This is a genomic window from Citrobacter sp. GW821-FHT02E08, assembly GCF_059421685.1.
Genome location: NZ_JBWKVL010000005.1, coordinates 278,589 through 293,722 on the forward strand (window position 1 = coordinate 278,589; position 15,134 = coordinate 293,722).

Genomic DNA, 15,134 nt, shown 5'->3' on the forward strand with positions numbered 1-15,134 from the left:
CGATTTCCCCTGTTTCACGCACTGGCGCAGAGGCGTTCTTTGGTTTACCACGGCGGTAATAAAATGATTAATAAGAAATAAATATGAAGATCATGCAAAAACACGCGTATGCACTGTGCTGATTTCGTCATCTCAGGTGGTGAAAGCAGTCAAGCCGGAACGTCAGGGTTGCGCCAGCATTTAGAAACAAACATTTAACGTTTCGGAGATCTCATGACAACGACACAGCAGGAAAGCGAACTCAGAGTGATTGACTCACATACCGGCGGCGAACCGACGCGCCTGGTGGTTGCGGGTTTTCCGGATCTCGGTAACGGCACGATGGCGCAGCGTCGGGAACGCTTTGCCAAAGACTACGATGCGTGGCGCAAAGCCATCATCCTCGAGCCTCGCGGAAATGACGTACTGGTTGGCGCGCTGCTGTGCGAACCCGTCTCCCCCGAGGCCACCGCCGGGGTTATCTTTTTCAACAACGCCGGATTCCTGAATATGTGCGGTCACGGCACGATAGGGCTGATTGCTTCTCTGGCCTGGCTTGGGCGCATCAAACCCGGTCAGCACCGCATTGAAACGCCGGTGGGCGATGTCACCGCCACCCTCCACGACGACGGTAGCGTGTCGGTTGAAAACGTGCCGTCGTATCGCTGGCGTAAACAGGTCAGCGTGGTCACGCAACACGGCACCGTCACTGGCGATATCGCCTGGGGCGGCAACTGGTTTTTCCTCGTTAACGATCATCCCTTCGATATCACGCCAGAGCAGATCCCCGCCCTCACCGATTTTGCGTGGGCCATCCGTGAAGGACTGGAAGCCGCAGGGATCCGCGGCGAAAATGACGGCGTTATCGATCATATCGAGCTGTTTGCCAGTGACGATCGTGCCGACAGTCGCAGCTTTGTCCTCTGTCCAGGAAAAGCGTGGGACCGTTCGCCGTGCGGCACTGGCACCAGCGCCAAACTGGCCTGTCTGGCCGATGACGGCAAACTGCAGCCCGGAGAAATCTGGCGACAGGCGAGCATTATCGGCAGTCAGTTTACGGCCAGTTTTATCCGCAAAGGCGCTCAGGTCATTCCGACGATCCGCGGTGAAGCGTGGGTGTGCGGCGACAACCGTTTGATCCTCAATGCAGACGATCCTTTCCGCTGGGGGATCACCCTGTGACAGAAAGCGACGTCATTGTCATCGGTGCCGGGATTATCGGCGCAGCCTGTGCCTGGCAACTGGCGAAGCGCGGGCAACGCGTCACCCTTATCGACGACGGGCACGCTGGGGCAACCGCCGCCGGAATGGGGCATCTGGTCTGTATGGATGACGATCCCGCCGAACTGGCGCTGTCGGCCTGGTCGCTGGCGCGCTGGCGGGAACTCACGCCACGGATGCCACAAACCTGCGCCTGGCACGGCTGCGGAACCTTATGGCTGGCGGAAAACGAACAGGAACTGGCCCTCGCCGAGGAAAAACAACAGCGCATGGCGACGCACCAGGTCGCCAGCGAAATGCAGACCCGCGCACAGGTTGCCGTGCGCGAACCGCTGCTGACGCCGGATCTGGCGGGAGGTTTGTGGGTGCCGGGCGACGGCATTGTTTACGCCCCCAACGTGGCGCGCTGGTTTATTGACGATGCGGCGCAGGCCATCACCTGTGTCAACGAAGGGGCCGTTTCAATCGATGCGCCCCAAGTGGTGCTGGAGAGCGGGAAACGTCTGCGGGCGCGCGCGATTGTGGTCGCCTGCGGCCTGGGCGCCAATACGCTGTTGCAGGAAAACTGGCTGCGCCCCAAAAAAGGCCAACTGGCGATTACCGACCGTTACGGCGCAACGCTGAACCACCAACTGGTGGAACTGGGCTACGGCGCCAGCGCCCACGCCGGGGGAACGTCGGTGGCGTTTAATGTACAACCGCGCCCCACCGGACAATGGCTGATTGGTTCCTCGCGCCAGTTTGACACCCTCGACCGTGAGCTGGATCTGCCGCTGCTGGCGATGATGCTCAAGCGCGCGCACCATTTTTTACCGGCCATCGCCAGTCTGAATATCATCCGTTGCTGGAGCGGTTTTCGCGCCGCCTCCGAAGACGGCAATCCGCTTATCGGTCCGCATCCTTCGCGCCCCGGCGTCTGGTTGGCGCTCGGTCATGAGGGGCTGGGCGTAACTACCGCACCGGCGACCGCCGAGCTGCTCTGTGCGCAGATCCTCGGCGAGCGACCCGCGTTCGCGCCGGACGCCTGGCTGCCCGCACGCCTGATACGCCAGGAGGCGAGCGCATGAAAATCATTACCCTGTTTATTGACGGTCTGCCCTGCCAGGTTCCGGTAGGCATCAGCGTCGCCGCCGCGCTGGCGATGAGCGGCAACCCCGTGACGCGCCGCTCGGTTCACGACCGCCCACGCGCCCCGTTTTGCGGAATGGGTGTCTGTCAGGAGTGTCGCGTGACGGTGAATGGACGCCGGGTGCTGGCCTGCCAGACGGAATGCCAGCCGGAGATGAAAATAGAAAGGAGCTGCCATGCGCACACTGCATTGTGACATTCTGATCCTGGGCGCCGGGCCTGCCGGACTGGCGGCCGCGCTAGCGGCGGCGCAAAGCGGCAAGCAGGTGGTAATCCTGGATGATAACCCCCGACCCGGCGGGCAAATCTGGCGCGACGGGCCACAGGTCGCGCTCCCGCCGCTCGCCAGACGCTACCGTGACGCCGTGGAACGCGAATCGCGGATCACGCATTTGTCCGCTGCCCGTCTGATTGCCCGTCCCTCCTCACACAGCGTGCTGTTTGAAACCGCAGAAAGCGGCGGGATTGTCCACTGGCAGCGATTAATTTTATGCTGCGGCGCGCGCGAGCTATCGCTGCCCTTTCCCGGCTGGACGCTGCCTGGTGTCACCGGCGCTGGCGGTTTACAGGCGCAAATCAAACATGGGTTGCCGCTTAACGGCGAACGGGTGGTCATTGCCGGTAGCGGCCCGCTGTTGCTGGCGGTTGCCGATACGGTGCGCAAAGCGGGCGGCAATGTAGTCGCTATCGTGGAACAGGCGCCGCGTAGCGCGCTGGTTCGCTTTGCGATGGGGTTATGGCGCTGGCCAGACAAACTACGTCAACTTTTCACCGTCGCGCCAGCAGGTTACGCCACCGCAAGCCAGGTCACGCAGGCGCTGGGCGATGACAGACTACGGGCGGTCACAGTGCGTCAACACGGTAAAATTCGGGAAATCGCCTGCGACCGCCTGGCCATTGGCTATGGGCTGGTGCCCAACCTTGAACCGGCGCTGATTTTTGGTTGTGCGACAGCAAACAATGCCATCACCGTGGATGCGCAGCAGCGCACCAGCCAGCCCGATATTTTCGCCGCCGGGGAGTGTACGGGGTTTGGCGGCAGCGAACTGGCGCTGGCAGAAGGGGAAGTTGCCGGATATATCGCGGCACAGCGTCCGGACAGCGCGAGCGAAGCGCTCAAAAAACGCGATCGCTGGCAACGTTTTGCCAACGCGCTCAATGCCACGTTCGCCCTGCCCGACGCTCTTAAAGAGGTCGTCACGCCGGAAACATTGCTCTGTCGCTGTGAAGATGTGCGCTGCGGCGACGTTGCCGACGCGAAAAACTGGCAAACCGCAAAGCTGGCCTCACGTTGCGGCATGGGTGCCTGTCAGGGAAAAACCTGCGCCACCAGCGCCCGCTGGCTCTATCACTGGCCGCTTCCCCAGCCGCGTGAACCGCTTTCCCCTGCCAGAACCGAAACGCTGATTCATCTGGTGAACCCGGACGCGTAGTTACTCTTCTTCCCCGCGTTCGGCAATATGGCGGTTGCCGAGCGCAATAAACTCACCCAGCAGCGCCGTCAGTTGTTGCATCTTCTCAGGCGTGTATTCCGCTTCAATTTGTCGGTACGCCTCTTCCACCTGCGACTGCGCATGTTCATACAGCGCATTTCCGGCTTTCGTCAGCGACACATACAGTTTTCTCTGGTCATTCACCGGTTTTAATCGCAACACCAGTCCATCGCGTTCCATTCGCGTCAGAATACCGGTCAGGCTCGGGCGCAAAATGCAGGTACGAAACGCCAGATCGTGGAAGTCGATAGACGGATGTTCCGCCAGTACGCGCACGATGCGCCACTGCTGTTCCGTCAGATTATGCTGCTTCACGATGGGCCGAAAGTAAGACATTGCCGCTTCTCGTGCCTGCAACAGTGCAATGGTTAAAGAGTCATGCATGGTCTTCCCCTGGAAAAATCATTAACAGATAAACAATTCAATAATGATGATTTTATAAACAACCCGTTTTAGGCAAAAAAGTCTAACAGAAATCACACCATTTTGTTAATAACATGATAAATATAGACATTAATTTTAATATGTAAATTTATTGTTATTATCATCACAATTATTTCACTTCTATTTGCCAAACGCGCAGCAAAAGCATACAACCGAATCATTAACATATTAATGAAATCACAGTGTGGTATTTCACCCTGAGGAGTTTGTGTATGAAAGGTACTGTTTTTGCCGTCGCGTTAAACCATCGCAGCCAGCTTGATGCCTGGCGCGACGCGTTTACGCAAGCCCCGTATAACGCACCGCCGAAGACGGCTGTCTGGTTTATCAAACCGCACAACACCGTGATTCGTCACGGCGACGCCATCCCCCATCCACAGGGCGAGAAGGTGCAAAGCGGCGCGACGGTCGCGCTGGTGGTCGGCAAAACAGCCCGTAACGTCCCGGTTGAAGAGGCGGCAAACTATATCGCCGGTTACGCACTGGCCAACGAGGTTAGCCTGCCGGAAGAGAGTTTCTACCGCCCGGCCATCAAAGCAAAATGCCGCGACGGTTTCTGCCCGATGGGCGAAACGGTGGCGCTGAAAAACGTCGATAACCTGACGATCATCACCGAAATCAACGGTCGCGAAGCCGATCGCTGGAACACCGCCGACCTGCAACGCAGCGCTGCCGAACTGCTCAGCGCGCTCAGCGAATTCGCCACCCTAAACCCGGGCGACGCCATCCTGATCGGCACCCCGCAGGCACGCGTGGAAATTCGCCCCGGCGACCAGATGCGTATTCTGGCAGACGGTTTCCCGCCGCTGGAAAACCCGGTGGTGGACGCGCGCGACATCACGGAAACCAGAACGCGGCCTGCGCTTTCGCACCCAAATGGCACCCTGTTCGCGCTGGGTCTGAACTACGCCGACCACGCCAGCGAACTGGAATTTACACCGCCGGAAGAGCCGCTGGTGTTTATCAAAGCGCCAAACTCGTTTACCGGTGACGGACAAACTTCCGTGCGCCCGAACAACGTCGAGTACATGCACTACGAAGCGGAACTGGTGGTAGTAATTGGCAAAACGGCGCGCAACGTCGTCGAAGCCGACGCGATGGACTATGTCGCGGGCTATACGATCTGTAATGACTACGCCATCCGCGACTATCTGGAAAACTACTACCGCCCCAACCTGCGGGTGAAAAGCCGCGACGGTCTGACCCCGATTGCGCCGTGGATCGTTGATAAAGCGGCCATCCCGGATCCGCACAACCTAACCCTGCGCACTTTCGTCAATGGCGAATTGCGCCAGCAGGGCACCACCGCCGATCTGATCTTCAACATCCCGTTTTTAATCGCTTACCTGAGCGAATTCATGACCCTGCAACCGGGCGACATGATCGCCACCGGCACGCCAAAAGGGCTGTCCGACGTGGTGCCGGGCGATGAAGTCGTCGTGGAAGTGGAAGGCGTGGGCCGCCTGGTCAACCGAATTGTGAGTGAGGAAACCGCAAAATGAAAAAAATAAACCATTGGATCAACGGCAAAAACGTGGCAGGCACCGACTATTTCCACACCACCAATCCAGCCAGCGGAGAAGTGCTGGCGGAAGTGGCTTCCGGCGGTGAAGCGGAGATAAGCCAGGCGGTAGCGGCCGCGAAAGAGGCGTTCCCGAAATGGGCGAACCTGCCGATGAAAGAGCGCGCGCGCCTGATGCGTCGCCTCGGTGACCTGATCGATCAGAACGTGCCGGAGATCGCCGCGATGGAAACCGCCGACACCGGTCTGCCTATCCATCAGACCAAAAACGTGCTGATCCCGCGAGCCTCCCACAACTTCGAATTTTTCGCCGAAGTCTGCCAGCAGATGAACGGCAAGACCTATCCGGTCGACGACAAGATGCTCAACTACACGCTGGTGCAGCCGGTAGGCGTTTGTGCGCTGGTGTCGCCGTGGAACGTGCCGTTTATGACCGCCACCTGGAAAGTTGCGCCGTGTCTGGCGCTGGGTAACACGGCGGTGCTGAAGATGTCTGAACTCTCGCCGCTGACCGCCGATCGTCTGGGCGAGCTGGCGCTGGAAGCAGGCATTCCGGCGGGCGTACTGAACGTGGTGCAGGGCTACGGTGCCACTGCGGGCGACGCGCTGGTGCGTCATCACGACGTGCGGGCCGTCTCCTTTACCGGCGGCACCGCCACCGGGCGCAACATCATGAAAAACGCCGGGCTGAAGAAATACTCGATGGAGCTGGGCGGCAAATCGCCGGTGCTGATTTTTGAAGACGCCGACATCGAACGCGCGCTGGACGCCGCGCTGTTCACCATCTTCTCAATCAACGGCGAGCGTTGCACCGCAGGCTCGCGCATCTTTATTCAACAGAGCATCTACCCGGAATTCGTCAAACGCTTTGCCGAACGCGCTAACCGCCTGCGCGTGGGCGATCCGAACGATCCCAACACCCAGGTCGGCGCGCTGATTAGCCAGCAGCACTGGGAAAAAGTGTCCGGCTATATCCGCCTCGGCATTGAAGAAGGGGCAACTCTGCTGGCGGGCGGCCCGGACAAACCGACCGATCTGCCTGCTCATCTGAGAAACGGCAACTTCCTGCGCCCGACGGTGCTGGCGGACGTCGACAACCGGATGCGCGTGGCCCAGGAAGAGATCTTCGGGCCGGTCGCCTGCCTGATGCCGTTCAAAGACGAGGCGGAAGGTCTGCGTCTGGCCAACGACGTGGAGTACGGCCTTGCGTCTTACATCTGGACCCAGGACGTCAGCAAAGTGCTGCGTCTGGCGCGCAATATCGAAGCGGGCATGGTGTTTGTGAATACCCAAAACGTACGCGATCTGCGCCAGCCGTTTGGCGGCGTCAAAGCCTCCGGCACCGGACGTGAAGGCGGGGAATACAGCTTTGAGGTGTTCGCCGAAATGAAGAACGTCTGCATTTCCATGGGCGACCATCCGATCCCGAAATGGGGAGTCTGATATGGGCACATTAGCGTTAGCCGCAAAAATCACCCACGTCCCGTCGATGTACCTGTCTGAGCTGCCGGGGAAAAACCACGGCTGCCGCCAGGCAGCGATTGACGGACACAAAGAGATCAGCCATCGCTGCCGCGAAATGGGCGTCGACACCATTATCGTGTTCGACACCCACTGGCTGGTGAACAGCGCCTACCACATCAACTGTGCGGACCATTTTTCCGGCATTTATACCAGTAACGAACTGCCGCATTTTATCCGCGACATGACCTACGACTACGACGGCAACCCGGAACTGGGTCAGCTGATTGCCGACGAAGCGGTAAAGCTGGGCGTACGCGCCAAAGCGCACAACATTCCGAGCCTCAAACTGGAGTACGGCACGCTGGTGCCGATGCGCTACATGAACAGCGACAAGCATTTCAAAGTGGTGTCGATATCCGCCTTTTGTACCGTTCATGACTTTGCCGACAGCCGCAAGCTTGGCGAGGCGATCGTCAGCGCGATTGAGCAATACGACGGCACCGTGGCGGTGCTCGCCAGCGGCTCGTTGTCGCACCGTTTCATCGACGACCAGCGCGCGGAAGAAGGGATGAACAGCTACACCCGCGAGTTTGATCGTCAGATGGACGAACGGGTAGTCAAGCTGTGGCGCGAAGGGCAGTTCAAAGAATTTTGCTGCATGCTGCCGGAGTACGCCGACTACTGTTACGGCGAAGGCAACATGCACGACACGGTGATGCTGCTGGGGATGCTCGGCTGGGACAAATACGACGGCAAGGTGGAGTTCCTCACCGAGTTATTCGCCAGTTCTGGCACCGGCCAGGTGAACGCCGTTTTCCCGCTGCCCGCCTGAGGAGAGAAAATGCCGCACTTTATCGCTGAATGTACCGACAACATCCGTGAACAGGCCGACTTACCGGGGCTGTTCGCCAAAGTTAACGCCGCGCTCGCTGCCACGGGTATTTTCCCGCTCGGTGGTATCCGCAGCCGCGCGCACTGGCTGGAAACCTGGCAGATGGCCGACGGTCAACACGACTACGCGTTTGTCCATATGACGCTAAAAATCGGCGCGGGGCGCAGTCTGGAGAGCCGTCAGGAGGTGGGAGAGATGTTGTTTGCGCTGATTAAAACCCATTTCGCCGACCTGATGGCAAACCGCTATCTGGCGTTGTCGTTTGAAATCGACGAGCTGCACCCGACGCTGAATTACAAACAGAACAATGTGCACGCGTTATTTAAGTAGCGCGCTTTTTGCCCGGTGGCGCTGTGCTTACCGGGCCTACAACAGCACCAAACCGTAGGCTGGATAAGGCGCAACACCGAACCGTAGGCCGGATAAGGCGCAGCCGCCATCCGGCAACAGCAGCACAAAGGAAACTATCATGCTCGATAAACACACCCATACCCTGATTGCGCAGCGCCTGCATCAGGCGGAACAATCCCGCGAGCAGATCCGCCAGATCTCGCTGGATTATCCGGCGATCACCATCGACGACGCCTACGCCGTTCAGCGCGAATGGGTCAGTCTTAAAATCGCTGAAGGCCGCGTGCTGAAAGGCCACAAAATCGGTCTGACCTCGAAAGCGATGCAGGCCAGCTCGCAGATAAGCGAACCGGACTACGGCGCGTTGCTCGACGACATGTTTTTCCATGACGGCAGCGATATCCCGACCGATCGCTTTATCGTGCCGCGCATTGAAGTCGAACTGGCTTTCGTGCTGGCGAAACCGCTGCGCGGCCCGAACTGCACCTTATTCGACGTCTACAACGCGACAGATTACGTGATCCCGGCGCTGGAGCTGATCGACGCCCGCTGCCACAACATCGATCCGGAAACGCAGCGTCCGCGCAAAGTGTTCGACACCATCTCGGATAACGCCGCCAATGCGGGGGTGATCCTCGGTGGGCGTCCGATTAAACCCGATGCGCTGGATCTGCGCTGGATCTCCGCCCTGCTCTATCGCAACGGCGTGATCGAAGAGACTGGCGTGGCGGCGGGCGTACTGAATCATCCGGCCAACGGCGTGGCATGGCTGGCGAACAAACTCGCGCCATACGATGTGCAACTGGAGCCAGGGCAGATTATTCTCGGCGGCTCGTTCACCCGCCCGGTCACGGCCAGCAAGGGCGATACCTTCCATGTGGACTACGGCAACATGGGCTCAATCAGCTGCCGCTTTGTGTAAGGAGACGACCATGCAAAATGTATTCAAAGAGGCGCTGAAAGCGGGCCGTCCGCAAATCGGGCTGTGGCTGGGACTGTGCAGCAACTACAGCGCGGAGCTGCTGGCGGGCGCGGGTTTCGACTGGCTGCTTATCGACGGTGAACATGCGCCGAATAACGTGCAAACCGTGTTGACGCAACTGCAGGCGATTGCCCCCTACGCCAGCCAGCCGATCGTTCGCCCGTCGTGGAACGATCCGGTGCAGATCAAACAGTTGCTGGACGTCGGCGCGCAAACGCTGCTCGTTCCGATGGTACAAAACGCCGATGAAGCCCGTCTGGCGGTGAGCGCGACACGTTATCCTCCGGCCGGTATTCGCGGTGTCGGCAGCGCTCTGGCGCGGGCGTCGCGCTGGAATCGCATCCCGGATTATCTGCAAAAGGCTAACGATGAAATGTGCGTACTGGTGCAGATCGAAACCCGCGAGGCGCTGAAGAATTTGCCACAGATTCTGGACGTTGAAGGGGTCGATGGGGTGTTTATCGGCCCGGCGGATCTGAGCGCCGATATGGGCTTTGCCGGTAATCCACAGCACCCGGAAGTGCAGGCCGCCATTGAGCACGCCATTACGCAGATTCGGGCAGCGGGTAAAGCACCGGGTATTCTGATGGCCAATGAACAGCTGGCGAAACGCTATCTTGAACTCGGCGCGCTGTTTGTCGCCGTTGGCGTCGACACCACCCTGCTCGCCCGCGCCGCCGAAGCGTTGGCCGCACGGTTTGGCGCACACGTCGACGCCAAACCGGCAGTACCCGGCGTGTATTAACGCCGGATGGCGCTGCGCTTATCCGGCCTACAACGCATCGCGCTGGCCGGATAGGGCATAGCCGGCAAACATCAGTAGCGAACCGTAGGCCGGATAAGGCATCGCCGCCATCCGGCAAACAGCAGTACCGAAACGCAGGCCGGATAAGGCGCTAACCCCCATCCGGCATAACCTATGTCGTACCCTACAAAATTCCCATTAGAGGAAAAACAATGAGCGACACCTCATCTGCAATCCCTGAGAAACAAAACCCTGCCAGTCAGCATAAACAACTGACGGCGCAGCAACAGTCGGTGATCAACAAACTGTTCCGCCGTCTGATCGTGTTTCTGTTCGTGCTGTTTATTTTTTCATTCCTCGATCGCATCAACATCGGCTTTGCCGGATTAACGATGGGCCGCGATCTGGGGCTAAACGCCACCATGTTCGGCCTGGCGACCACCCTGTTTTACGCCGCGTACGTTATTTTCGGTATTCCCAGCAACATCATGCTCAGTATTGTCGGCGCTCGCCGCTGGATTGCGACCATTATGGTGCTGTGGGGAATTGCCTCCACCGCGACCCTGTTTGCCACCGGGCCGAACAGCCTGTACATCCTGCGTATTCTGGTCGGCATCACCGAGGCCGGTTTTTTACCGGGCATTCTGCTCTATTTAACCTACTGGTTTCCGGCGTTTTTCCGCGCCCGCGCCAACGCCCTGTTTATGATCGCCATGCCCGTCACGACGGCGCTCGGATCGATTGTCTCCGGCTATATTCTGGCTATGGACGGCCTGTTTGACCTTCGCGGCTGGCAGTGGTTATTCCTGCTGGAAGGGTTCCCGTCGGTTCTGCTGGGCGTCCTGGTCTGGTTCTGGCTGGACGACTCCCCGTCGAAGGCCAAATGGCTCACCGCAGAAGACAAAAAATGTCTGCAAGAGATGATGGACAACGACCGTCTGACGCTGGTGCAGCCGGAAGGCGCTGTCAGTCATCACGCCATGCAGCAGCGCAGCCTGTGGCGCGAAATCTTCACTCCGATTGTGATGATGTACACGCTGGCTTACTTCTGCCTGACCAATACCCTCAGCGCCATCGGCATCTGGACGCCGCAGATCCTGCAAAGTTTTAATCAGGGCAGCAGTAACATCACTATCGGGCTGCTGGCCGCCATTCCGCAGGTGTGTACTATTTTCGGGATGATCTTCTGGAGCCGCCATTCGGACAGCCGTCAGGAGCGTAAGCACCACACCGCCCTGCCGTATCTCTTCGCCGCCGCGGGCTGGCTGCTGGCCTCCGCCACCGATAACAATCTGCTCCAGATGCTGGGGATCGTCATGGCCTCCACCGGATCGTTCTGTGCCATGGCCATTTTCTGGACCACGCCGGATCAGTCGATCAGCCTGCGGGCGAGAGCGATCGGGATTGCGGTGATCAACGCCACGGGTAATATTGGATCGGCGCTCAGCCCCTTTATGATCGGCTGGCTGAAAGATATCACCGGCAGCTTTAACAGCGGATTGTGGTTTGTGGCCTCGCTGCTGGTTGTTGGCGCCGTCATTGTCTGGTTAATTCCCATGCAGTCATCGCGCCCACGCGCCACCCCGTAAGGAGCGAGTATGTGCCAGAGTTCGATCGCCAATATCGACATCAGCAAAGAGTATGACGAAAGCCTCGGCAGCGACGATGTGCATTACCAGTCATTCGCCCGCATGGCGGCGTTTTTTGGCCGGGATATGCAGGCGCATCGCCACGACCAGTTCTTTCAGATGCACTTTCTTGATACCGGGCAGATCGAACTCCAGCTCGACGATCACCGCTATTCGGTGCAGGCGCCGCTGTTCGTCCTGACGCCGCCCTCCGTACCGCATGCGTTTATTACCGAATCAGACAGCGACGGTCACGTGCTAACGGTGCGGGAAGCGCTGATCTGGCCGCTGTTAGAGGTGCTCTACCCTGGCACACGGGAGACGTTCGGCCTGCCGGGGATTTGCCTTTCGCTGGCGGATAAACCGGACGAACTCGCGGCGTTAGCCCATTACTGGCGGCTGATTGAGCGGGAATCGACTGAACAACTGCCCGGGTGCGAACACACGCTGGTACTTTTGGCGCAAGCGGTCTTCACCCTGCTGCTGCGTAACGCCAAACTCGACGACCATGCGGCAAGCGGGATGCGCGGTGAACTGAAGCTGTTCCAGCGTTTCACCCAGTTGATCGACACCCACTTCCACCAGCACTGGAGCGTGCCGGACTATGCCAGCGAGCTGCATCTGACGGAGTCCCGTCTGACCGATATCTGTCGCCGTTTCGCCAATCGGCCCCCTAAACGCCTGATCTTCGACCGGCAACTGCGCGAGGCCAAACGGCTGCTGCTCTTTTCTGACAGCGCGGTCAATGAGATCGCCTGGCAACTGGGGTTTAAAGATCCCGCCTATTTCGCCCGCTTCTTTAATCGGCTGGTGGGATGTTCGCCGAGTGCGTACCGGGCAAGTAAAGTACCCGTATCATGAATTTCCGGCGGGTAAGCGCAGCGCTGCCCGCCAAAAAGCCGCCTGGATCACAAAACCCAATCCCGTCCGAAAAGTACCTGCCGTTGTCGCAATCGTCCCTTCACGCCGTTGCCTTATCACGCTTCAATTAAACAACAAAAACAAAACATAAATTTAACATTAAAGCCTGAAACGCCCACTGGCGCAGGCTTTCCATCCGATGACGAAAAGAGAGTCTGACTATGAAACCTGAAGATTTCCGCGCTGACGCCAAACGCCCATTAACCGGTGAAGAGTACTTAAAAAGTCTGCAGGACGGGCGCGAGATCTACATCTACGGTGAACGCGTGAAAGACGTCACCACGCATCCGGCGTTTCGCAACGCGGCGGCTTCCGTTGCCCAACTCTACGACGCACTGCACAAACCAGAGATGCAGGACGCCCTCTGCTGGGGCACCGACACCGGCAGCGGCGGCTACACCCACAAATTCTTTCGCGTGGCGAAAAGCGCCAACGACCTGCGCCAGCAGCGTGACGCCATCGCTGAGTGGTCCCGTCTGAGCTACGGCTGGATGGGACGTACACCGGATTACAAAGCCGCTTTTGGCTGCGCGCTGGGGGCGAATCCGGCGTTTTACGGCCAGTTTGAGCAGAACGCCCACAACTGGTACACCCGCATTCAGGAAACCGGACTCTACTTTAACCACGCCATCGTCAACCCGCCGATCGACCGCCACAAACCGGCCGACGAAGTGAAAGACGTCTACATCAAACTGGAAAAAGAGACTGACGCCGGGATCATCGTCAGCGGCGCGAAAGTGGTGGCAACCAACTCAGCGTTGACCCACTACAACATGATCGGCTTTGGCTCTGCGCAGGTGATGGGCGAAAACCCGGACTTCGCGCTGATGTTCGTCGCCCCAATGGACGCCGACGGCGTGAAACTGATTTCCCGCGCCTCTTATGAATTGGTGGCAGGTGCGACCGGTTCCCCATATGACTACCCGCTCTCCAGCCGTTTTGACGAGAACGATGCCATTCTGGTGATGGATAAGGTGCTGATCCCGTGGGAAAACGTGCTGATATACCGCGACTTTGATCGCTGCCGTCGCTGGACGATGGAAGGCGGTTTCGCCCGCATGTATCCGCTGCAGGCGTGCGTGCGCCTGGCGGTCAAACTCGACTTCATCACCGCGTTGCTGAAAAAATCGCTCGAATGTACCGGCACGGCGGAGTTCCGTGGCGTGCAGGCCGATCTGGGGGAAGTCGTGGCCTGGCGTAACATGTTCTGGGCGCTGAGCGACTCCATGTGTTCTGAAGCGACGCCGTGGGTCAATGGCGCCTGGCTGCCGGATCACGCGGCGCTGCAAACCTATCGAGTGATGGCGCCGATGGCCTATGCGAAGATCAAAAACATTATTGAGCGTAACGTCACCAGCGGTCTGATCTATCTGCCTTCCAGCGCGCGTGATCTGAATAATCCACAGATCGATCAGTATCTGGCAAAATACGTGCGCGGCTCCAACGGGATGGATCACGTTGAACGCATTAAGATTTTAAAACTGATGTGGGACGCCATCGGCAGCGAATTTGGTGGACGCCACGAGTTATATGAAATCAACTACTCCGGTAGCCAGGACGAGATCCGCCTGCAGTGTCTGCGCCAGGCGCAGACCTCCGGCAACATGGACAAAATGATGGCGATGGTTGACCGCTGCCTGTCTGAATACGACCAGAACGGCTGGACGGTGCCACACCTGCACAACAACAACGATATCAACCTGCTGGATAAGCTGCTGAAATAACGCAGTCGGAGGTCAAAATGCAATTAGATGAACAACGTCTGCGTTTTCGTGATGCGATGGCCAGCCTGTCAGCGGCGGTCAATATTGTGACCACCGAAGGCGACGGCGGACGCTGCGGGATCACCGCCACCGCCGTGTGCTCGGTGACCGATACGCCACCGTCAGTGATGGTCTGCATTAACGCCAACAGCGCCATGAATCCGGTGTTTCAGGACAACGGGAAGCTGTGCGTCAACGTGCTGAACCACGAGCAGGAACTGATGGCGCGCCACTTCGCCGGCATGACCGGGATGGCGATGGACGAACGTTTCAACCTCTCCTGCTGGCAAAAAGGGCCGCTGGCGCAACCGGTGCTGAAAGGCGCGCTGGCCAGCCTCGAAGGGGAGATCCGCGATGTGCAGGCGATTGGCACGCATCTGGTTTATCTGGTTGAGATCAAAAATATTATCCTGGGCGAGGACGGTCACGGTCTGATCTACTTCAAGCGTCGTTTCCATCCAGTGATGACGGAAATGGAAACCACCGTCTAATCCTGTGAAGCCCAACGGGCGGCAGCACTGCCGCCCGCTTTCATTGTGACCCAAATCACACAATTTCCACCGCTTACGCCCTCTCTTTACCGCTCGCTGACACTCCTGAC

The 15,134-nt window shown here is 58.6% G+C and carries 16 protein-coding genes; 14 read left to right on the top strand and 2 right to left on the bottom strand.

Going from position 1 to position 15,134, the window contains the following annotated elements:
- Positions 1 to 213: 213 nt before the first annotated feature.
- From AC07UY_RS09725 to AC07UY_RS09740, 4 genes are read left to right on the top strand one after another with little or no spacing between them, the layout of a single operon-like run.
- A complete protein-coding gene (locus tag AC07UY_RS09725; protein ID WP_494661487.1) occupies positions 214 to 1,161 on the top strand; it encodes a 4-hydroxyproline epimerase in 948 nt (315 codons plus the stop codon).
- Positions 1,158 to 2,267 carry an NAD(P)/FAD-dependent oxidoreductase gene (locus AC07UY_RS09730; protein WP_494701055.1) on the top strand — a complete coding sequence of 370 codons (1,110 nt, stop codon included), beginning with the start codon at positions 1,158 to 1,160 and terminating at the stop codon, positions 2,265 to 2,267. Before AC07UY_RS09725 ends, AC07UY_RS09730 begins: the two co-directional genes overlap by 4 nt.
- Positions 2,264 to 2,524, top strand: coding sequence for a (2Fe-2S)-binding protein (locus AC07UY_RS09735; RefSeq protein ID WP_276292921.1), 261 nt, complete (start codon positions 2,264 to 2,266; stop codon positions 2,522 to 2,524). Before AC07UY_RS09730 ends, AC07UY_RS09735 begins: the two co-directional genes overlap by 4 nt.
- Complete coding sequence (locus AC07UY_RS09740; protein ID WP_494661484.1) at positions 2,505 to 3,761, top strand: FAD-dependent oxidoreductase; 1,257 nt, start codon at positions 2,505 to 2,507, stop codon at positions 3,759 to 3,761. The genes AC07UY_RS09735 and AC07UY_RS09740 overlap by 20 nt, the downstream gene beginning before the upstream one ends.
- On the opposite strand, the gene hpaR is transcribed toward AC07UY_RS09740, so the two are convergent.
- Positions 3,762 to 4,205, bottom strand: a complete 444-nt coding sequence (hpaR, locus tag AC07UY_RS09745; protein ID WP_192610952.1) for a homoprotocatechuate degradation operon regulator HpaR — start codon at positions 4,203 to 4,205, stop codon at positions 3,762 to 3,764.
- 272 nt (positions 4,206 to 4,477) lie between these two features.
- On the opposite strand from hpaR, the gene hpaG reads away from it, so the two are divergent.
- From hpaG to hpaI, 6 genes are all read left to right on the top strand, one after another.
- On the top strand, positions 4,478 to 5,767 hold the full coding sequence (hpaG, locus tag AC07UY_RS09750) for a 4-hydroxyphenylacetate degradation bifunctional isomerase/decarboxylase (protein WP_494701054.1): 1,290 nt from the start codon (positions 4,478 to 4,480) through the stop codon (positions 5,765 to 5,767).
- Entirely contained in the window at positions 5,764 to 7,230 is a 1,467-nt protein-coding gene (gene hpaE / locus AC07UY_RS09755) for a 5-carboxymethyl-2-hydroxymuconate semialdehyde dehydrogenase (RefSeq protein ID WP_494701053.1), read from the top strand. Before hpaG ends, hpaE begins: the two co-directional genes overlap by 4 nt.
- A 1-nt stretch (position 7,231) precedes the next feature.
- Positions 7,232 to 8,083: a 3,4-dihydroxyphenylacetate 2,3-dioxygenase gene (gene hpaD, locus AC07UY_RS09760; protein ID WP_494701052.1), complete on the top strand. Its 852-nt coding sequence runs from the start codon at positions 7,232 to 7,234 to the stop codon at positions 8,081 to 8,083.
- Between the two features lie 9 nt (positions 8,084 to 8,092).
- Positions 8,093 to 8,473: a 5-carboxymethyl-2-hydroxymuconate Delta-isomerase gene (locus tag AC07UY_RS09765; RefSeq protein WP_494661480.1), complete on the top strand. Its 381-nt coding sequence runs from the start codon at positions 8,093 to 8,095 to the stop codon at positions 8,471 to 8,473.
- 139 nt (positions 8,474 to 8,612) lie between these two features.
- On the top strand, positions 8,613 to 9,416 hold the full coding sequence (gene hpaH, locus AC07UY_RS09770) for a 2-oxo-hept-4-ene-1,7-dioate hydratase (protein ID WP_494661478.1): 804 nt from the start codon (positions 8,613 to 8,615) through the stop codon (positions 9,414 to 9,416).
- Positions 9,417 to 9,426: 10 nt separating this feature from the next.
- Positions 9,427 to 10,221: a 4-hydroxy-2-oxoheptanedioate aldolase gene (gene hpaI / locus AC07UY_RS09775; protein ID WP_494701051.1), complete on the top strand. Its 795-nt coding sequence runs from the start codon at positions 9,427 to 9,429 to the stop codon at positions 10,219 to 10,221.
- Between the two features lie 27 nt (positions 10,222 to 10,248).
- Here hpaI and AC07UY_RS09780 read toward each other — a convergent pair whose 3' ends face one another.
- Positions 10,249 to 10,383, bottom strand: a complete 135-nt coding sequence (locus AC07UY_RS09780) for a hypothetical protein (protein ID WP_255565704.1) — start codon at positions 10,381 to 10,383, stop codon at positions 10,249 to 10,251.
- Between the two features lie 50 nt (positions 10,384 to 10,433).
- On the opposite strand from AC07UY_RS09780, the gene hpaX reads away from it, so the two are divergent.
- The 4 genes from hpaX to AC07UY_RS09800 all read left to right on the top strand — a co-directional run bounded on the left by hpaX (position 10,434) and on the right by AC07UY_RS09800 (position 15,024).
- The gene (gene hpaX / locus AC07UY_RS09785; RefSeq protein WP_494661475.1) at positions 10,434 to 11,810 is read left to right on the top strand and encodes a 4-hydroxyphenylacetate permease; all 1,377 of its coding nucleotides are present in this window, start codon (positions 10,434 to 10,436) and stop codon (positions 11,808 to 11,810) included.
- A gap of 9 nt (positions 11,811 to 11,819) precedes the next feature.
- Positions 11,820 to 12,710: a 4-hydroxyphenylacetate catabolism regulatory protein HpaA gene (gene hpaA, locus AC07UY_RS09790; protein WP_192610944.1), complete on the top strand. Its 891-nt coding sequence runs from the start codon at positions 11,820 to 11,822 to the stop codon at positions 12,708 to 12,710.
- Between the two features lie 221 nt (positions 12,711 to 12,931).
- A complete protein-coding gene (gene hpaB, locus AC07UY_RS09795; RefSeq protein ID WP_494701050.1) occupies positions 12,932 to 14,494 on the top strand; it encodes a 4-hydroxyphenylacetate 3-monooxygenase, oxygenase component in 1,563 nt (520 codons plus the stop codon).
- A 17-nt stretch (positions 14,495 to 14,511) separates the two neighbouring features.
- Positions 14,512 to 15,024, top strand: coding sequence for a 4-hydroxyphenylacetate 3-monooxygenase reductase subunit (locus tag AC07UY_RS09800; RefSeq protein ID WP_203359044.1), 513 nt, complete (start codon positions 14,512 to 14,514; stop codon positions 15,022 to 15,024).
- The last annotated feature ends 110 nt before the right edge of the window (positions 15,025 to 15,134 follow it).